Genomic DNA, 16,994 nt, shown 5'->3' on the forward strand with positions numbered 1-16,994 from the left:
TGAACCCATATCGGGAGGACGATTCCATGAGTGAATTTCGCTCTGCGCGGGCGGCATTCCGGTTGTTCACGCTGACGCAAGGTGGCTTGAGCGCCCCTCTGCCTGCAAGAACGACGAGTCTCATCATTCGCACGAAGAGTAAAAATCCAGGCTTTTACGACCTAGATCAAGCAGTCGTACTGACGGCTCAAAGACCATGGGTTGCGGGGAAAGTCATGGACGCTCTAGTCACTCCCATCTACCAAGAGGCATGGGCGTCTATTTCTGCCAATTCGTCCTTCCTCGTCTGGTACGGCCAGATAGTCGGGGAGGGCTACTTTCTCTCGGATTGAGAGACCGGCTAGCTGCAGAATCGAATCCATTCAATGGGCCTAACTAAGGTGAGTCTTATGCCACGTCAGCCTTATAGCCTCCACGTTTCTTATAGCCGCCCCACGTTGACGCCGTGAGCATCGAGTTCAGATCGATTGACGACGGCCTCGAAGCCGTTGTCACGGGCGCTTGGACCGTAGATGACGAGTATGAATTTAGGCGGAGCGGGGCTGCCGCGCTCAATTTGAACTATACTTTCGGATTTAAAGAACGGTCTCTTGATTTCATCCGTGGTCTACCGGTGAAAAAATTGAGGGTGATGTCGAGGACTACTAGGGATCTCTCGCCTATCTATTCCTTGGCGGAACACCTGACTTCACTTAGCGTGACATCGGACCCTCGAACCCCTATCGACCTGACCTACTTTGGCAAACTGAAGAGTCTCTCCGCATACTGGCCCCAGGTTGCGGCCAGCATCTCGGCTGCGACGAACGTCGAAGATGCGTATTTCGGTTCATATACCGACGAATCCCTTGTCGCTCTGCGGAGCATGACCTCCCTTAGATGGTTGATGCTGAAAGACCGTCCTCGATTGCGCTCCTTGGAAGGACTAAGCGACCTACCGCATCTCAACTTTCTTCTTATCGCAGGTGCTTCCTCGCTCAGCGATGTCAGTGAGCTGAGGCGAGCTGACGCACCCCGACTTCGGTCGTTGAGTTTGCCCGGGTGCAAGCGCATAGAGACGCTGGACGACATAGTGCACCAGACGCTCTTGACGCGCCTAGACCTTGGCGACTGCGGGCCGTTGACGACGCTGTCTCCACTGCGCGCTCTGACGGAGCTGAGAGAACTTTTCCTAGACGAGAGCACACTCATCGTCGACGGAGATCTTCAGCCCATTGTCGACCTCCCGCATATGCAGGTGCTGGGAATGATGAGCAGAAGGCATTACAAGCCTTCTCTCAAAAGAGTGCAGTCGAGCATGGCGCGCGGGTGAACTGGGGTTGAGCTATAAAAGGGCGACCGGCGTCGTGCCAATGTAGGCCACGACGTATAACAGAAAAAGCCATCACAGCTGAAGGCAACAACCATGATCAACGACAGAGAATGGGTCAAACACCCTGAGCCAGTCTGGCGAGAGCGCAGTAACTACATCGCCAACTTTGATTTAGACCCCAGTCAGTACCCCTTCAAATGGGAGCAGCTGTGGCTGAGAAAACTGTCGGACACCGACTTCGAAAACTGCTGCATTCCGTTCTTCGCCTTCGGTCTCCATCTGGGCGATATCGTCACTCTCACGCAAGACGGCATCGTGGAATCCATAGTGTCGCCCTCGGGGCATTGGACATTACGCCTGCTGTTTCGACAGCACTTTGCGCATCATGACGAAGTGCTGAGAGAACTCGAGTCGACAGGTGTTCAGCACGAGCGATTCTCGAAGAGTCTCTATTCTCTGGACACGACGAGTGACGATCACGCACGAGAGGTCATGTCGTTCCTCGATTCCCTCAAGGCGAGGGATCAAATCGAGTACCAGACCGGATGGGTTTAGCCACCCGAGTTCCCTTCTTCACGTTCCGACCTCTGGCGTGTATTCACGTTCCTACCTCTGGCATGATCCACAGCTAACAGGCCCCACCCTTACAGTGACTTTGACGGGACACTCGCGCAGCCCTCAAAGCCGCGGATACAGCGTCTTTCGGGTAATGACAGCTGCACGGAACTGGACGCCGAACCAACTCAGGAGCGGAGCCGCGGCTGACACCGCGGGCACCACCACGCACGACGCGAACGGCCGTCGGCGGACGGCGGGTCGTCGAGCGCCTCGACCCGGGTGCCGCAGCGCAGACACGGCCGCCCGGCGCGGCCCGTCACCCAGTGGGTCTCCCCCCGCCGAGTCCGGCCCGTCGTGATCTGATACGCACCGGGCGTCGTTACGGAGAACCGCAGCGCCCGCGCGGCCGTGTCGACGAGCTTCGGCAGGTCGATCTCGCCGATCGGCGTCGCGGGATGCACCCCGCGCAGGAAGCCGACCTCGTTCACCCACAGATTGCCCAGGCCTGCCAGAGGGCGTTGGTCGAGCAGGGCCGCACGCACCGTGCGGTCGGGGCGGGCGGCGAGGCGAAGCCGTGCCTCCTCGGCGTCCCAATCGGGCCGTAGCGGGTCAGGGCCCAGGTGTCCGACGAGGGTGTGCTCGTCGCGGGTCGGCACGAGGTCGACGACCGGCACGTCGACGCCCCACAGGGTGAACCCGTCATCGAGTCTCGCGCGGACCCGCACCTGCGAGTGCAACCGCGACGGCAGCACGCGACCGGGGCGGGTCACCGTCCACGAGCCCTGCATCCGCAGGTGGGTGTGCAACGTGGTCTCGTCGTCGAAGCGGATCAGCAGGTGCTTGCCGTGTGTGTCCAGCTCCACGATGCGACGACCCGCGAGCGAGGCGCCGGCACGCCCTCCCGAGCGCACCTCGCCCGCGACGACGGTCCGGTCGACGAGCGACGGCCGGAGGCGCGCCGCCAGCAGGTAGACGCTGTCACCTTCGGGCACGCCGCCATTATCACCGCGACCGCCGACACGCTGACCGTGGCTCAGGAGGCGCGGGTCGGCCCGTCCGGATCGCCCGTGGCGTCGCCAGGCGCGCCAGGCGCAGCAGGCGCAGCAGGCGCAGCAGGCGCGGCAGGCGCAGCAGGCGCGGCAGGCGCGGCAGGCGCGGGAGCCGCAGGCGCAGCAGCCGCGGGACCAGCCGGCGCCGCAGGACCCGCCGCCGGCACCCCGTACGGCCCCGACTCCGCCAGCAACTGCTGCAGCCGGAACTCGCGCTCCCGCGTGAAGACCATCAGTGCCCGCGTCGCCCACAGCAGCACCCGCACGAGCAGGACGGCGAGCACGATGGCCAGACCGAGCAGTGCCACGAAGGCGAGCATCATGAAAACGTCCGAGAAGCTCGGCCCATAGCTGTAGAACATCGTCGAGTCCTCGTCGTACACCCTGCGACCCTAGGGGCTGCCGCACCGACCCCGCAGCCCCGCAAGTGAGGGGGTGTCGGTTCGTCTCACGCCCCGCAGCGCTCGTAGACGTGGCCGTCGCGACCGGCCGGCGCGAGGTCGCGATCGCGGAGGATCGTGCTGGCCGGGGTGCCCTCGCGCGCGCAGACGTCCGCGAACGACCCGCGCAGGTCGTCCGTGTACTCGATGTCGAGCACGTTCGACCCGTACACCTCGGTGAAGCCCGGGCACTCGTCGAACCGGTCGCACTCCTCGGTCACGGCGAAGTCGTACCCGATCTCGTCACGACCCCGCACCTCCAACTCGCCCGTGTTCTTCTGGCCCGCGACGAGGCCGGCCGCGTGCGCCCGAGCCACGAGGAGGCGCGCGAAGGCGACCGCATCATCCAGACTCAGCGCCCCGTCCGACCGTGAATACGAGTCGAGGTTGTCGAACTCGACGGCGTCGTAGCCCGCGGCCGCGCAGCCGTCGATCGTCGTGCCGAGCCGCTCGGCCACGGCCTGTCGCGTCGACGGGTTCGCCGTGTCGAAGAGGTGCTCGTCGGGCCAGCCCGGGTCGACGAGCAACTCGCCGTCGGAGCGGTGCAACAGCCACCCGTCGGGCCACTCGACCCCCGGCTGCGTCTGGAAGCCGTTGACGTAACAGATGTCGAACCCGGCCTTCGCGGGCTCGTCGGTGCTGTCGCGGGCGACGACGGTCACTCCCTCGGGGACGGGTGACGCGCCTCCCAGTTGATAGTCGAAGCCGGCACCCGCGGGCCAGAGCGCGGCGCCGGGCGACGTCTGGGCGGGGGCCGGTGTCTCTGGCGCCGGTGTCGCGGCGCAGCCTGTCGCGACGACGAGGAGGAGCGCGCCGACGGCCGCGGCGACGGCCAGGCGGCCGCGGGCGGGGGCAGGTCGGACTCGGGGACGGGCGCTCACGGAGCCGAGCCTAGGGGCTGCGGATGGCGCGCTTCGTGTCGCGTTCGCGGCATCGTGTCGCGCACGAACACGACACCATGCCGCGAACGCCACACGACACCACGCCGACACCGCAGCAGCCCCCGTCACACCGACCGGAAGTTCCGCACCACCGCCCGGTCGTCCCCCACCCGCGTCGCGAGGTGCAGCGAGCTGCGCGCCGTCGTCCCCTCGAGCGGCAGCACGACCACGGAGACGGGCGGCGACAGCGTCGCACTGCGCGGCGCAATGGTCACGCCGAGACCGGCCCCGACGAAGTGGATGATCGTCGGCCAGGACGACGCCTCCTGCGTGATGCGGACCCGGCCGCCCGCGTCGGTCACGGGGCTGAGGTTGAGGTCGTGCGCCCGCTCCCCCGCCGACCTCGGGAAGAACACGAACGGATCGTCCGCGAGCTCCGCTCCCGCGATCGACGACCGGGAGGCGCGGCGATCGCCGGCAGGGAGCACCGCTGCGAACGGCTCGCTCACGAACGGCTCGGTGATCACTCCCTCGTGCGGATCGGGGTCGCGCACCGTCGCCACGTCGAGCTCGCCCCGCGCGAGACGTCCGAGCAGCGCGGACGTGTAACCCTCGTGCACGACGATCTCGACCCCCGGCCACGCGGCGCGGAACCGCTGCACCCGCTCGATCGGCCCGAGCGGCAGCGCCGAGCTGACGAAGCCGACGTCGAGCCGGCCGAGCTCGCCCCGGCCGACCCGGGCGACCTCGTCCAGGTCGCGGTCGGACTGCCGCACCAGCGCGCGGGCGCGCGCCTGCAGCACGGTGCCGGCCGCGGTGAGGGCGACACTCCGGGAGGTGCGGGTGAAGAGAGTCGTACCGAGCTCGGCCTCGAGACGCTGGATCTGCTGGGAGAGCGCGGGCTGGGCGATCCGCAGGGCGTCGGCGGCCCGACCGAAGTGCAGCTCGTCGGCGACGGCCAGGAACGCCCGGAGGTGGCGCAGCTCGACATTCATGCATTCAACCTATCGATCGAGCGAGGATCGATATTGGACGGTATCGATCGGAGGCGGCACGCTGATCTCATGACCTCGACCCGCGCCTCCTCGTCCTCGTCGTCGACCCCGACCTCGTCCGCATCGTCGGCGGCGGCGACGGACGACCTCGTCGTCTCGCCGCTCGCGGACGACCGTGACGCGGAGGCGTTCCGCACCCTCAACGAGCAGTGGATCGTCGAGCTGTTCGCCCTCGAACCGGCCGACGTCGCGACGCTCGGCGATCCGCGCGGACGCATCGTCGACCGCGGCGGCGTCGTGCTGATGGCCCGCCGCGGAGGCCGCGTCGTCGGCACCGTCGCGCTCATCGCCGACGCGAGCGGGGACGTGTTCGAGCTGTCGAAGATGGCCGTCGCTCCGAGCGAGCGGGGCCGCGGCGCCGGTCGACGGCTGATCACGGCGGCGATCGAGGAGGCGCGGCAGCGGGGTGCACTGCGAGTCTTCCTCGGCAGCAGCACGAAGCTGCCCGCGGCCGTGGGGCTCTACGAGTCGGTCGGGTTCGAGCACGTCCCGGCGAGCGAGCTCGGCCTGCCGTATGTGCGCGCCGACGTGTTCATGCGGCTCGAGCTCGGCTGAGCCCCAGCTGCCCGCCGCCGGCTGCCGGGCCTGCCAGCTGCCGGCTGCCGGGCCCGTCGTGTGGCGTTCGAGTCATGGTGTCGCGGACGAACACGACACGACGCCGCGAACGCGACACGACGCAGGCCGCCGCAGCCGCGTCAGACCGAGGGGCTGACGGGCGTCCCGTCCGACCCCCACCGTGCCTCCACGGCGTCCAGGATGTCGCGCACCTCGGTGCGGGTCGTGTAGTCCGTGTGGACGTCGGCGAAGACGACGACACCCTCCTCGTCGACGACGAGCACGGTCGGGAACGGCACGTCGCCCGTGGCGTCGGCGTTGCTGTCGGCGACGTCGAAGCCCAGCTGCGTGTGCACGGCGCGGGCGTCCGCGGACGGCTCCGTCTGGATACCGAGCGCCCGGCTCAGCACGTTGCCGGGGTCGGAGACGACGGTGAAGTCGAGGCTCCCGTTGGCGACCGACTGCTCGGAGGCCTCGGGTGTCTGGGGGCTGATCGCGACGAGCGGGATGCCGCGACTCGCGAGGTGCGGCAGCAGGTCGGCCTGGTAGGTCTTGAGCGTGAGGTTGCAGTAGGGACACCACGCGCCGCGGTAGAACACGAGCACGGCGGGAGCCTCCCCGACGAGGTCGGCCAGCTCGACGGACTCGCCCGCCGGGGTCACGAGCGTCGCTCCGACCAGGGTGTCGCCGGCACGGACGGCGTCGGCGGGGACTCCGGCGTCACGCAGCGCACGCTGCTCGTCATCGAAGACCTTCGAGAACTCGGGTCCGATCTGGGCGGTGAAGCCTTCGTTGAACTCGGCGACCTGCGCGTCGATGGTGGCCGGGACAGGAGCAACAGCGGACATGGCGAGCCTCTCGACGGGAGCCGGCTCTCGGGCGAGTCGGCGAGTGACGCTGATCGTAGGCAGGCCGTGGCTGTGGATGCGCGCGGCGCCGTCATGCAGCGTCACACGGCGGGGAAGCGAAGGAGGCGCGGGTCGGGGAGGCGCGCGCGTCGCGTTTCGTGTCGCGTTCGCGGCGTCGTGTGGCGTTCGTGCACGACACGACGCCACGAACGCGACACAACGCGGGCCTGCGGCCGGCGGCCGTCCTGCGGGACGCGCACCGCGCCTCCTCGGGGTCAGCCCTCGGGTTGAATCCGGGCGGCGGGGCCGATGCATGCTCGTGTCGCGGCCGCCGTCGCGCTAGACAGGGACGGTGCAGGAGACGGACAAGCCCCCGCGATCGACGATGAGGCTGCTCGGGCAGACGTGGCTGACGGCGGGCGTGCTCCTGTTCCTGGCCGCTGCCTGGCCGGGGGCCACGCTCTCCGCGGACGCTCGGACGCCGGGCAGCCCCGGCGCCTCGCCGTTCGTCTCGCCGAGCGATTACGACGGCGTCGTCCTCGAATCACACGCGTCGCCGCTGGCGATCATCGCGCTGCTCGTCGTGGCCGTGGGTTTCTCCGTCGCGGTCGTCGTCTCGGCCGGCAGACCGGGGCGGACTCGCTACCGCGTCGTGCTGGCCGCTCGACTCACCCTCGTCGGCGTCGCCCTGCTCGGTTCGATCTTCGCGTCGATGATCGTGCAGTCCGCCCTGCTCGGCTGGACCTCCGGGGAGCTGCCGGCCGACCCACCGTGGTGGAGCAACACGAGCATCTCCCGCTGGGAGAACCAGAACTGACCGTGGCGGCGGGCCGCGCCGGGCGCGGCTGTCGTGTCGCGTTCGCGGCGTCGTGTTCTGTTCGTTCACGACACGACGTCGCGAACGCCACACGACGGTGCGGGCCGGAGGTGCGGGCCGGGTCGCTCAGGCGGCCGGGCGTCTCCGACGGGTCGCCACTGCGGCTCCTGCGGTTGCAACCGCAGCGACACCGGTCACGACGGCCACCGCCGCGGCGATCCGCCCGACCTGCTGCGCGACGAGGATCGTGCCGTACTGCTCTTTCGTGACGACGATCGGCTGCCCCACCGGGACGAGCCACGGGAAGACGGGTGCGGCCCACCCGGCCGTCAGGGTCGCGCCGACGCAGACGACCGCGACACCGACGAAGACCGCGGCGAGGACGACGGCCACGATCCGGAGGGTGTGTTGGCTCGACATGTCGTCACCGTAGCGGCCCGGCTCCCGCCGCCGGAGCCCCCGTTGGGGGCCGCCGCGGCCGCCGTCGTGTCGCGTTCGCGGCATCGTGTGCGGTTCGTACACGACACGATGCCGCGAACGCCACACGACGCGGCGGCGACGGCGGCAGCCAGGCCCAGCCCAGCCCAGCCCAGCCCGGCCCAGCCCAGCCAGGCCCAGCCCAGCCAGGCCACGCCCGGCCCCGGCCGGCTCAGCCCCCCGCAGCCCCCAGCGCCTGCAGCCCGGTCACGCGCAGCAGATCGAGCCGCTCGGCGTCGACCGACTCCGGGGCCACGGTGTAGACCACGATCCGCAGGTCGCTGCCCGGGGCGGCGAGCACGTCGCAGTCGATCGTGATCGGCCCGACGGGCGTCTGGGTCACGGTCTTGCGGCTCGACCGGTGTTGGGCCACCTTCGCCTCGGCCCAGCGCCGCTCGAACTCGGGCGACACGACGAGCAGTCGCTGCACCAGCTCGGCGAGAGCGGTGTCGTTCGGGTAGCGTCCGACCGCGGCGCGGAGGTCCCCGGCGAGATCGCTCGCGAACTCCTCCTCGTGCCACGCCTCGAACTCGGTGCCCGGGTGGCCCGACGTGAAGAACCGCCAGACGAGGTTGCGGTCGCGCCCGGCCAGCCGCGACGGGTCGCCGTTCATGGCCGCCCAGAGCGGGTTCCACAGCAGGATGTCGAAGGTCGCCGAGAACACCGCCAGCGGCACGTCGCCGAGCCGGTCGACGAGGCGCTGCACGCCGGGTCCGACGTGGCGCGGCACGACGCCGGCCGACGGAGGCGCGACACCGGCGGCGCGATACAGGTGGTCGCGCTCGTCGTCGGTCAGACGCAGCGCCACCGCGAGGGCGCGGAGCATCTGCGTCGACGGATGGGAGGCGCGGCCCTGTTCCAGCCCGACGATGTAGTCGACGCTCACCCCGGCGAGCGCCGCGAGCTCCTCCCGTCGCAGGCCGGCCGTGCGGCGTCCCGCGCCGGCGGGCAGCCCGACGTCGGCCGGTGTGACCCGCTCGCGCCACGACCGCAGCACGCTGGCGAACTCGTTCATGCAGTCATCCTGCCCCTCCGGCGGGCGCCGACGGTGGTACTGGCAGTCCCCCTGCCGACGGGTGCCTGGCCGCGCCGTGTCCACGGGCGCACGATGGGCTCATGACCACCACACTGATCACCGGCGCCAACAAGAGCCTCGGTCTCGAAACCGCCCGCCGCCTCCTCGAGGCCGGCCACACCGTCTATGCCGGCATGCGCGACCTCGCCGCCGGCGATGCCGTCCGTGCCCTGGGAGCACACGCCGTGCAGCTCGACGTCACCGACCAGGCGAGCGTCGACGCCGCCGTGGCGTCGCTGCCCGAGCTCGACGTCCTCGTCAACAACGCCGGCGTGCTCGGCTCCTCGTTCGGTGTCGACGACCTGACCCCGTCGGCGATGCAGGACGTGCTCGACGTCAACGTGCTCGGCCTCGTCCGGGTCACGCAGGCCGCGCTGCCGCTCCTGCGGAAGTCGCCGAGCCTCGTGATCGTCAACGTCGCGTCGGGTGTCGGCTGGCCGCGCTGGCTCGGCGCGGAGGGTCACGACGAGTTCCCGGTCAAGGCCGTGCCGTACGCGGCGTCGAAGGCGGCGGTCATCGCGCTGACGGTGCAGTACGCGAAGAACCTGCCGGAGTTCCGCGTCAACGTCAGCGACCCCGGCTACACGGCCACCGACTTCAACGGGCACGGCGGGCACCAGACCGTCGAGGAGGGCACCGACGCGACGGTCGCCCTCGCACTGCTGGGCCCGGACGGCCCCACCGGCGAGTTCCACGACCGTCGCGGACGCATCGAGTACTGACCCCCGGAGGCGCGGGTCGGCTGTACGCCGCCGCGCCCGTCCCCGAGGCGGTCGGCTGCACACCGTCGCGGCCCATCGTGTCGCGTTCGAGGCGCCGTGTCGCGTCCGTGCGCGACAGTACGCCGCGAACGCGACACGACGCAGACCTTCAGTCGACCCGGGCGATCCGCACGTCGATCCGCGTCACCGCGACGCCCGCGTCGACGAGCTGGTCGAACAGCACGTCGTGCACCCGATGCGCGATCTGCGGCGACTCGCTGTCACCCTCGGTGGCGATGGTCACGGCGACGACCCCGTCGTCACCGATCTCGACCCGAGGAGGCGGTGGGGGCGTCGTCCCGTCAGCGGCGTCGCGAGCGGCGATCAGCGCGGGCAGGGTCGCTCGGGGCTGATAGACGTGAGCCACACCATCGAGCGCGCCGACGAGGGTCTCGAGTTCCGCAGCCAACTCGACGTACGCGTCGCGGTCGAGGCCGTGCGCCTCTCGAGGGCCGTGTGCGGTCATCGGGCACCCTCCGGCAGGGGCAGCGACCCGTCGCTCCGCAGCCGGACGTCGATCGCCTCGATGTTCAGCTCCGTGTGTCTCCGGAGCGCGGCGTCGACGGCAGCCCTGACGTCGTCGACGACCGAGGTCGATCCGTGATCGTGGACGATCCGAGCCGAGACGTCCACACGGATCGGAGCACGGGGTGTCATGACGTCACCGTTCAGTGAGCACCGCCCGATCAGGACACCGTCCACACCATCGCCGGCTCGTCGGATGATGCTCCGCACGGCGCCCTCGGTGATGACGGAATTCTCCGATTCCTTGAGCGGCGGGAGCGGGATGTCCCGGCCGGCGTGCGCTTCGAGGCTGATGTTCGTCAGGATCTCGGTGATCCAGTCGTCTTCGCGAGCGTCCTCGCCGTACGCGTCGGCCTCGAAGGCGCCGTGCGACAGCATGCGCACCCGGGTGAGGGCGTCCAGCGCGTTCTGGCAGGCCGGCGAGTCGTCGATGGACGGGTCGGCCGGAGTCATACCGGCATCGAGATAGTCGGCGAGCTCGTCGATGGTGTGGCCGTCGAGCCCCTCCGGCTCGAGGGAGAGTGTCGCCACGTCGTCGCTCGTCATGCCCGCGGCCTCCAGGTCGTCGGGAAGATCCGTGCTCATCGCCACACCTCCATCTCGCTGATCATCTTCTTCCGAGCCCGGGAGAGAAGTCCGCGCACCGTCGACACCGGCAGCTCGAGGTCGTCCGCGATCTCGTCGTAGGACTGCCCCACCATCTCCTTCAGTATCCAGGCACGGCGTTGAGCGACGGGCATGGCCTCGAGGGTCTTGGTGAGCGCCTCCCCGCGCGACCTCGCCTCCACGACACGATGCGGCGACTCGTGCTCCGGAGCCGCACCGTCGTGATCGGAGACGTCGGCATGGTCGCGTCTCAGCCGGATGCGATCGACGCACCGTCGGCTCACGATGCGCATCAGCCAACTCTTGACGGCGGCGCCGTCGTCGAGCGTGGGCAGCTGCTGCCATGCCGCGACGAAGGTCTCCTGCACGACGTCGTCGACGTCGTCGGATCGACCGAGCACCCGTCGCGCGTAGGCCCGCATGAGAGGCCCGTACCGCCTGATCAGCGCTTCGAAGGCTCGGACGTCGCCATGACCGGCACGCTCGACGAGAGTCGCGTCATCGGCGTCGATCAGGTCGACGGTACGGCGCGGGCTCTCGAACACGAGACAAGTTCTACCCGATCTCCCAACGCAGACAAAAAAATGCGGAGGCGCGTGTGACGAAACGCCTCGTCGACACGACATAGAGACGGGTCCGCGCTCGACGCGTCGGACACCTCCTTCTCGTTATCCCGACGCCTCACGGCGTCCCCAGCCGACCGAGGACCACGCCCATGACACTGCTCGCCCCCGTACCCACCACGTCCATCCGCCTCGCGGAGGCCGAAGCCGGCTTCTGGGTCGCCAACCACGACGGTGCCTTCGCCGGAACCATCGACCGCCACGGTGACCACTACTACGTCCGGGACTGCTTCGGGCAGTACGTCGGTGACTACTCGAGTCAGGCCGCGGCTGCCGAGCGTCTGCGCATGGCACGCGGCGGCGCGTGACCGTGGCGACGCCTGCCGGCGGCGGAGCGACGCAACGCCCCGACCTCCGCCCGGCCGCGCCGGGCTGGAGGCACTGCCATCCCGGCCTGTGGGTGGCGCACCATTCGGGTGTCACGGTCGGAGCCGTCGAGTTCGTCGACACGTTCATCACGACCGACGCCCGGGGCTATGTCGTGGGGACCTACGACAGTCTCACCGACGCCCAATCGGCCCTCACCACACCTCCCCCCGCGTCGCCACACCGGAGACGACCTCGCTTTCGCGGCCTGTTCGCCCGCGTTCTCGGCTGAGTCACCATGACCTCGGACGAACTCCGTCGTCTGCCCCACGACTCCCTCGTCGACCACATCCGACGACGGCTGTGCTGTCCGGTCCTGCCCCCCGACGGGCAGGCGGTCGGAGACGAGCCCGGAGGGGGCGAGGACGGGTAGGCCACGGGTGCGGGTACGGTCGGCACATGCCCCCCGTACCGACGATCGCGATGCCCTGGTGACCGCCTCGAACGAGGACACCGCGAAGGTGTCGGGGGACGAGAGCCGCCGCGTCGACACCGAGCTCCGCTGGCCTGTCGTCCTCGCCGTGCTCGTCGCCCTCGCGCTCTACGGGGCCCTGCCGAGCCAGTTCCCCGCGTGGATGCGCATCGGCGTCGTCGTCGTCGGGCTCGTCATGCTCGTCTCCGTCACGGTCATCAACCCGATCCGACTCAATCGCGAGACCCGTCTGTCACGAGCACTGTCGGTGGCCCTCGCCCTCGTCCTCGTCGTCGCGAACCAGGTCGCCCTCGTGATCCTGATCGTGATCCTCACCACCCAGCGGCACCCCGACGGACCGGCCGACCTCCTGGCGGCCCTTCAGGTGTGGATCACCAACATCGTCGCGTTCGGCCTGCTGTTCTGGGAGCTCGACCGAGGTGGCCCGGTCGCTCGGCGTGTGGACCACCGTCGGGACCTGCCGAGAGCCGACTTCCGGTTCCCCCAGGACGAGGACGGCGACACGGTGATCGAGGTCGCGCGCGGCTCCTCGGCGAAGAGCGACTGGGTGCCCGCGTTCGTCGACTACGCGTATCTGTCGCTGACGAACTCGATGGCGTACTCACCCACCGACGTGATGCCTCTGACCTCCCGGGTCAAAGCGCTGATGGGCCTGCAATCGGCCGCGTCGTTCGTCATGGTCGCGCTCGTCATCGCACGCGCCGTCTCACTGCTCGGCTGATCGATCGGCGATGTCGACGGCCGCCGACGTCTTGTCCACTATCCGAACTGAGGCGACGGGACCGGGCGAGCGCGCCTACGGTGCGGGGCACGAATCGACCCGATCCGACCCCTCAGGAGGAATCCGTGCCCACGAACATCGGTTACGCGACACCCGACGCCGCCACTCCCCTGTCTCCCCTCGAGTTCGACCGAGCGCCCGTCGGCGCCGAGGACGTGCTCATCGACATCACGCACTGCGGTGTGTGCCACTCCGACGTGCACCAGGCCCGTGACGAGTTCGACGGCCCCTTCGCCACGAATTTCCCGTGCATGCCCGGGCACGAGATCGTCGGTACCGTCGCCGAGATCGGCTCGGACGTCACGTCGTACGCCGCCGGCGACCGGGTAGGCGTCGGTTGCCTCGTCTACTGGGGCAGCGACGACCAGCGCGGCACCGACGAGGAGCAGTACCAGCAGCCCCCGGCGATCTTCACCTACAACGCGAAGGACCCGGAGACGGGCGAGGTCACGTTCGGCGGTTACTCCGACCAGATCGTGGTCAACGAGCACTTCGTGCTGCGCATCCCCGAGGCGATCAGCAGCGAGCAGGCCGCGCCCATCCTGTGTTCGGGTGTCACGACCTGGGCACCTCTGAAGCACTTCGACGTCGGAGCGGGTCAGCGTGTCGGCGTGGCCGGCATCGGCGGGCTCGGCCACCTCGGCCTGCAGATCGCCGTGGCCCGCGGAGCCGAGGTCGTCGCCCTGACCACCACCCCCGAGAAGGCCGAGCTGGCCAAACAGCTCGGGGCCAGCGACGCGATCGTCATGACCGACGAGGACGCCGTGGCCGCGGCCGAGGGCACGCTCGACTTCATCCTGTCGACCATCCCGACCGCATTCGACATGAAGCCGTACCTGTCCCTGCTCGGTCACGACGGCCGGCTGCACTCGGTCGGCATGCTCGAGCCCATCCACGAGGGCGGCATCGACTTCGGCGCCGTGTCGCTCAAGCGGCTCTCCCTGAGCGGCTCGCTGATCGGCACCATCGCCGAGACGCAGGAGGTGCTCGACTTCTGCGCCGAGCACGACATCGCTCCCGACGTGCAGGTCATCGCCGCGTCCGAGGTCAACGACGCCTTCGACCGCATGGTCGAAGGCGACGTGCGGTTCCGGTACGTCATCGACTCGTCGACCCTGCGCGACCAGGCCTGACGCCCCCGCGACAGGCCCCGCGCCCCCGCGACAGGCCCCACGCCTGCGCGACGTCCCGCGATCATCGGGACCCCCGCCTCCACCCCCACCGAATCGAGCGAAGGAGCAAGAATCGTGAAAGCACTCATCTACCACGGCCCCAAGGACGTCAGCGTCGACGAGGTCGAGGACGCCCGCATCGAACGGCCGACCGACATCCTCGTCAAGGTCACGGCCACCAACATCTGCGGCTCTGACCTGCATATGTACGAGGGCCGCACCGACTTCGAGACCGGCCGCGCGTTCGGCCACGAGAACCTCGGAGAGGTCGTCGAGGTCGGCGACGGCGTCGAGAAGGTCGCGGTCGGCGACCGGGTCGTCCTGCCGTTCAACGTCGCCTGCGGCCACTGCAAGAACTGTGAGAAGGGCATGACCAGCTACTGCCTGACGATGCAGCCCGAGCCGGCCTACGCCGGTGCCGCCTTCGGGTTCGCGGACATGGGGCCCTACCAGGGCGGTCAGGCCGAGCTGCTGCGCGTCCCGTTCGGCGACTTCAACGCCCTGCGTCTCGGTGATGACTCGGTGGAGAAGGAGAACGACTACGTCATGCTCTCCGACATCCTGCCGACCGGGTGGCACGCGACCGAGCTCGCCCAGGTCAAGCCCGGCGACACCGTCGTCATCTACGGAGCCGGCCCGGTCGGCCTCATGGCGGCCCTGAGCTGCCAGGTCAAGGGCGCGTCGAAGGTCATGGTCGTCGACCGACAGGCCGACCGACTCAAGCTCGCGGAGTCCGTCGGTGCGATCGCCGTGGACGACTCGAAGGTCGACCCTGTCCAGTTCGTGCTCGACCAGACGCTCGGCCTCGGTGCGGACGCCGGGCTCGAGTGCGTCGGCTACCAGGGGCAGGGCGAGGGCGGGAAGGAGGTGCCGAACCTCATCATGAACCGCCTGATCGCGTCCGTGCGCTTCACCGGTCATATCGGCGTCGTCGGCGTCTACGTCCCCGAAGACCCGAATTCGTCCGACGAGCTCGCGAAGAAGGGCCAGTTCGCGCTCGACTGGGGCATGCTCTGGTTCAAGGGCATCTCGGTCGGGACGGGCCAGGCCCCGGTCAAGAAGTACAACCGTCAGTTGCGCGACCTGATCGCCGCGGACAAGATCAGCCCGTCGTTCATCGTCAGCCACAACCTGCCCCTCGACCAGGCACCGGATGCCTACCGGCACTTCGACGCCCGTGACGAGGGCTGGACGAAGGTCGTCCTGCACCCGACCGCAGCTCGGTAGAGGACGGGATCGGGGCGGGGGGCATCGTCGATGTCCCCCGGCCCCGATCTCCAGTGCCGAGGAGGCGCGAGGTCGTCACAACCGGAACGGCACGTCCAGGATGCTGTCGGTCAGAGGCCAGGCCCGACCGCAGGACGAGCACGTCGCCTCCCGGCGTGCTCCCGCGGCCGCGGCGTATCCGCCCCATTCGGGGCTCACCGCGACCCCGCCGCAGTCGGCGTCGATGCAGGCGAGGAGGACCATGTCGACAGCATGCGCCTGTCCCCGCCGCTCCGTGTGACGCTCAGGTTAATTGTCGCCATGAAGAGGCGACGTGCAGCCGGGCCGTTCCGCGAATGCGTCAGGACGCTCGCCCCGGTCGACGCCGAGCGCCTACGCTGACGCCATCCGCACCGAGCGCACCCGACGCGCTCGACGCCCGCTGGAGGGAGCGCGCTCGTGGTCAGGACCCCGAACCCACCCCTGTCTCCGTCGGAGCACGCCCTGCTGATGTCGGCCCGCTGGCGGGTCGCCGGGGACGCCAGACCCACCGGAGGCGCGGGTCACCACGGCGTGTTCGCCCTGTCGACCGCGCGCCTGCGATTCAGGCCCCGCGCCTCCTCTCGTCTTCGTGGTGCCCTCGCCGCCGATCTGTCTTCCGCGATCGCCGAGGCCCGGAGCCGAAGCGGTGCGCCGGGCGCGCGCGAGCAGACGGCGTCGACATCGTGAGGGGTTCGGCCTTGATCGACGGCTGGCGCGTCGTCCGGTCGCAGCGATCGGTGTTCGTCGACCCAGCAAAGGTGCGTCGCCGCACCGTGGTGGCGCTCCTCGTCGCGGTCGCGGTGGGTGCCGTCCTCACCATCGGCGCTGTCGGCTTGGACTGGATCGACGTGTCGCCGGCGCGAGCGGTCGTGGCGTGCGCGCTGATCGCGGGTGGCGTGGGGTGCTGCGCGGGCGTGTTCATCCGCACCGGCCGATCAGACGCGGTGCCCGTCGGGGACCGTCCCCTGGGAGATTGGCGACGGAGCGACCGCATCGACCAGCAGTTCTCGACGCACCCGCCGGCCCTGTCACTTGAGGACAGGGATGTCGTCCTCGAGCGGGCGCACCGCATGATCGCCCTCGGGGTCGTCGCGTTCGAACGAAGCGTCGTGCCCCTCATCGGCTTCGTCCTCGTCTGGGCCGGACTGCTCGTGGCTGGCCTCGCCGCGACGGAGTACGCCTTCGTCGCGGTCTACCCCGCGTTGCTCCTCGTGACGCCGGTCGGCAGCCTCCTTCAGGTCGCTCGCGCCGACGCGGCTCGCCAGCGAGTACTCGGACTGCCGGCACCTCCGGCACATGAGCCGCCTCGGCCGCGCTCCCGCGACGACGACCGGCCCGGCTCGCAGCTGTCGCTCCCGGACGAGTGACGCGACCCGTTGCTCGCGCGGGGCGATGACGCCTGCGACCCCACCCGG

21 protein-coding genes are annotated in these 16,994 nt (G+C 69.4%); 10 read left to right on the top strand and 11 right to left on the bottom strand.

From position 1 onward, the window contains the following. The first annotated feature begins 445 nt into the window (after positions 1-445). Positions 446-1,309 carry a hypothetical protein gene (locus tag ACPEEZ_RS14785; RefSeq protein ID WP_423920716.1) on the top strand — a complete coding sequence of 288 codons (864 nt, stop codon included), beginning with the start codon at positions 446-448 and terminating at the stop codon, positions 1,307-1,309. Positions 1,310-1,402: 93 nt separating this feature from the next. Beyond that, entirely contained in the window at positions 1,403-1,864 is a 462-nt protein-coding gene (locus ACPEEZ_RS14790) for a DUF4265 domain-containing protein (protein ID WP_423920719.1), read from the top strand. A gap of 188 nt (positions 1,865-2,052) precedes the next feature. Here ACPEEZ_RS14790 and ACPEEZ_RS14795 read toward each other — a convergent pair whose 3' ends face one another. The 4 genes from ACPEEZ_RS14795 to ACPEEZ_RS14810 all read right to left on the bottom strand — a co-directional run bounded on the left by ACPEEZ_RS14795 (position 2,053) and on the right by ACPEEZ_RS14810 (position 5,232). After that, the gene (locus tag ACPEEZ_RS14795) at positions 2,053-2,859 is read right to left on the bottom strand and encodes a DNA-formamidopyrimidine glycosylase family protein (protein ID WP_423920722.1); all 807 of its coding nucleotides are present in this window, start codon (positions 2,857-2,859) and stop codon (positions 2,053-2,055) included. Between the two features lie 41 nt (positions 2,860-2,900). After that, positions 2,901-3,299 carry a hypothetical protein gene (locus tag ACPEEZ_RS14800; RefSeq protein WP_423920724.1) on the bottom strand — a complete coding sequence of 133 codons (399 nt, stop codon included), beginning with the start codon at positions 3,297-3,299 and terminating at the stop codon, positions 2,901-2,903. 65 nt (positions 3,300-3,364) lie between these two features. Further along, positions 3,365-4,237: an endo alpha-1,4 polygalactosaminidase gene (locus tag ACPEEZ_RS14805; protein WP_423920727.1), complete on the bottom strand. Its 873-nt coding sequence runs from the start codon at positions 4,235-4,237 to the stop codon at positions 3,365-3,367. Between the two features lie 125 nt (positions 4,238-4,362). Further along, positions 4,363-5,232 (bottom strand): LysR substrate-binding domain-containing protein, encoded by an 870-nt coding sequence (locus ACPEEZ_RS14810; protein ID WP_423920729.1) that lies wholly within the window; start codon positions 5,230-5,232, stop codon positions 4,363-4,365. A gap of 69 nt (positions 5,233-5,301) precedes the next feature. Between ACPEEZ_RS14810 and ACPEEZ_RS14815 the strand changes: the two genes are divergently transcribed. Next, positions 5,302-5,847 carry a GNAT family N-acetyltransferase gene (locus ACPEEZ_RS14815; RefSeq protein ID WP_423920732.1) on the top strand — a complete coding sequence of 182 codons (546 nt, stop codon included), beginning with the start codon at positions 5,302-5,304 and terminating at the stop codon, positions 5,845-5,847. Between the two features lie 140 nt (positions 5,848-5,987). Here ACPEEZ_RS14815 and ACPEEZ_RS14820 read toward each other — a convergent pair whose 3' ends face one another. After that, a complete protein-coding gene (locus tag ACPEEZ_RS14820) occupies positions 5,988-6,695 on the bottom strand; it encodes a peroxiredoxin-like family protein (protein WP_423920734.1) in 708 nt (235 codons plus the stop codon). Between the two features lie 352 nt (positions 6,696-7,047). Between ACPEEZ_RS14820 and ACPEEZ_RS14825 the strand changes: the two genes are divergently transcribed. Continuing rightward, positions 7,048-7,512 carry a hypothetical protein gene (locus tag ACPEEZ_RS14825; protein WP_423920737.1) on the top strand — a complete coding sequence of 155 codons (465 nt, stop codon included), beginning with the start codon at positions 7,048-7,050 and terminating at the stop codon, positions 7,510-7,512. A gap of 126 nt (positions 7,513-7,638) precedes the next feature. On the opposite strand, the gene ACPEEZ_RS14830 is transcribed toward ACPEEZ_RS14825, so the two are convergent. Both ACPEEZ_RS14830 and ACPEEZ_RS14835 read right to left on the bottom strand, forming a co-directional pair. After that, complete coding sequence (locus tag ACPEEZ_RS14830; RefSeq protein WP_423920740.1) at positions 7,639-7,932, bottom strand: hypothetical protein; 294 nt, start codon at positions 7,930-7,932, stop codon at positions 7,639-7,641. A gap of 229 nt (positions 7,933-8,161) precedes the next feature. Continuing rightward, positions 8,162-9,004, bottom strand: coding sequence for a helix-turn-helix transcriptional regulator (locus ACPEEZ_RS14835; protein ID WP_423920743.1), 843 nt, complete (start codon positions 9,002-9,004; stop codon positions 8,162-8,164). Positions 9,005-9,105: 101 nt separating this feature from the next. Here ACPEEZ_RS14835 and ACPEEZ_RS14840 point away from each other — a divergent pair, with 101 nt between their 5' ends. Then, the gene (locus ACPEEZ_RS14840; RefSeq protein WP_423920746.1) at positions 9,106-9,786 is read left to right on the top strand and encodes an SDR family NAD(P)-dependent oxidoreductase; all 681 of its coding nucleotides are present in this window, start codon (positions 9,106-9,108) and stop codon (positions 9,784-9,786) included. Between the two features lie 148 nt (positions 9,787-9,934). Here the strand turns inward: ACPEEZ_RS14840 and ACPEEZ_RS14845 are convergent, their stop codons facing one another. The 3 genes from ACPEEZ_RS14845 to ACPEEZ_RS14855 are packed head-to-tail and all read right to left on the bottom strand — an operon-like array spanning position 9,935 to position 11,501. Continuing rightward, positions 9,935-10,291, bottom strand: coding sequence for a hypothetical protein (locus ACPEEZ_RS14845; RefSeq protein WP_423920749.1), 357 nt, complete (start codon positions 10,289-10,291; stop codon positions 9,935-9,937). Beyond that, complete coding sequence (locus tag ACPEEZ_RS14850) at positions 10,288-10,935, bottom strand: hypothetical protein (protein ID WP_423920751.1); 648 nt, start codon at positions 10,933-10,935, stop codon at positions 10,288-10,290. The genes ACPEEZ_RS14845 and ACPEEZ_RS14850 overlap by 4 nt, the downstream gene beginning before the upstream one ends. Further along, positions 10,932-11,501 carry an RNA polymerase sigma factor gene (locus ACPEEZ_RS14855; protein WP_423920754.1) on the bottom strand — a complete coding sequence of 190 codons (570 nt, stop codon included), beginning with the start codon at positions 11,499-11,501 and terminating at the stop codon, positions 10,932-10,934. The genes ACPEEZ_RS14850 and ACPEEZ_RS14855 overlap by 4 nt, the downstream gene beginning before the upstream one ends. A gap of 170 nt (positions 11,502-11,671) precedes the next feature. Here ACPEEZ_RS14855 and ACPEEZ_RS14860 point away from each other — a divergent pair, with 170 nt between their 5' ends. From ACPEEZ_RS14860 to ACPEEZ_RS14875, 4 genes are all read left to right on the top strand, one after another. Continuing rightward, the gene (locus ACPEEZ_RS14860; protein WP_423920756.1) at positions 11,672-11,887 is read left to right on the top strand and encodes a hypothetical protein; all 216 of its coding nucleotides are present in this window, start codon (positions 11,672-11,674) and stop codon (positions 11,885-11,887) included. 489 nt (positions 11,888-12,376) lie between these two features. Next, entirely contained in the window at positions 12,377-13,099 is a 723-nt protein-coding gene (locus tag ACPEEZ_RS14865; protein ID WP_423920758.1) for a hypothetical protein, read from the top strand. Between the two features lie 125 nt (positions 13,100-13,224). Beyond that, positions 13,225-14,292: an NAD(P)-dependent alcohol dehydrogenase gene (locus tag ACPEEZ_RS14870; protein WP_423920761.1), complete on the top strand. Its 1,068-nt coding sequence runs from the start codon at positions 13,225-13,227 to the stop codon at positions 14,290-14,292. Between the two features lie 114 nt (positions 14,293-14,406). Further along, entirely contained in the window at positions 14,407-15,558 is a 1,152-nt protein-coding gene (locus ACPEEZ_RS14875) for a glutathione-independent formaldehyde dehydrogenase (RefSeq protein ID WP_423920764.1), read from the top strand. 75 nt (positions 15,559-15,633) lie between these two features. Here ACPEEZ_RS14875 and ACPEEZ_RS14880 read toward each other — a convergent pair whose 3' ends face one another. Continuing rightward, the gene (locus tag ACPEEZ_RS14880; RefSeq protein WP_423920767.1) at positions 15,634-15,801 is read right to left on the bottom strand and encodes a hypothetical protein; all 168 of its coding nucleotides are present in this window, start codon (positions 15,799-15,801) and stop codon (positions 15,634-15,636) included. A gap of 476 nt (positions 15,802-16,277) precedes the next feature. Here ACPEEZ_RS14880 and ACPEEZ_RS14885 point away from each other — a divergent pair, with 476 nt between their 5' ends. Beyond that, a complete protein-coding gene (locus ACPEEZ_RS14885; RefSeq protein ID WP_423920770.1) occupies positions 16,278-16,946 on the top strand; it encodes a hypothetical protein in 669 nt (222 codons plus the stop codon). Positions 16,947-16,994: the final 48 nt, after the last annotated feature.

The organism is Frigoribacterium sp. 2-23 (assembly GCF_049601585.1).
Lineage (GTDB): Bacteria > Actinomycetota > Actinomycetes > Actinomycetales > Microbacteriaceae > Frigoribacterium.

Excerpts from the sequence above, each read along its gene's own strand:
- ACPEEZ_RS14790 (WP_423920719.1), top strand. The coding sequence starts at position 1,403 with ATGATCAACGACAGAGAATGGGTCAAACACCCTGAGCCAGTCTGGCGA.
- ACPEEZ_RS14835 (WP_423920743.1), bottom strand. The coding sequence starts at position 9,004 with ATGAACGAGTTCGCCAGCGTGCTGCGGTCGTGGCGCGAGCGGGTCACA.
- ACPEEZ_RS14850 (WP_423920751.1), bottom strand. The coding sequence starts at position 10,935 with ATGAGCACGGATCTTCCCGACGACCTGGAGGCCGCGGGCATGACGAGC.
- ACPEEZ_RS14880 (WP_423920767.1), bottom strand. The coding sequence starts at position 15,801 with ATGGTCCTCCTCGCCTGCATCGACGCCGACTGCGGCGGGGTCGCGGTG.
- ACPEEZ_RS14845 (WP_423920749.1), bottom strand. The coding sequence starts at position 10,291 with ATGACCGCACACGGCCCTCGAGAGGCGCACGGCCTCGACCGCGACGCG.
- ACPEEZ_RS14840 (WP_423920746.1), top strand. The coding sequence starts at position 9,106 with ATGACCACCACACTGATCACCGGCGCCAACAAGAGCCTCGGTCTCGAA.
- ACPEEZ_RS14860 (WP_423920756.1), top strand. The coding sequence starts at position 11,672 with ATGACACTGCTCGCCCCCGTACCCACCACGTCCATCCGCCTCGCGGAG.
- ACPEEZ_RS14830 (WP_423920740.1), bottom strand. The coding sequence starts at position 7,932 with ATGTCGAGCCAACACACCCTCCGGATCGTGGCCGTCGTCCTCGCCGCG.
- ACPEEZ_RS14815 (WP_423920732.1), top strand. The coding sequence starts at position 5,302 with ATGACCTCGACCCGCGCCTCCTCGTCCTCGTCGTCGACCCCGACCTCG.
- ACPEEZ_RS14810 (WP_423920729.1), bottom strand. The coding sequence starts at position 5,232 with ATGAATGTCGAGCTGCGCCACCTCCGGGCGTTCCTGGCCGTCGCCGAC.
- ACPEEZ_RS14820 (WP_423920734.1), bottom strand. The coding sequence starts at position 6,695 with ATGTCCGCTGTTGCTCCTGTCCCGGCCACCATCGACGCGCAGGTCGCC.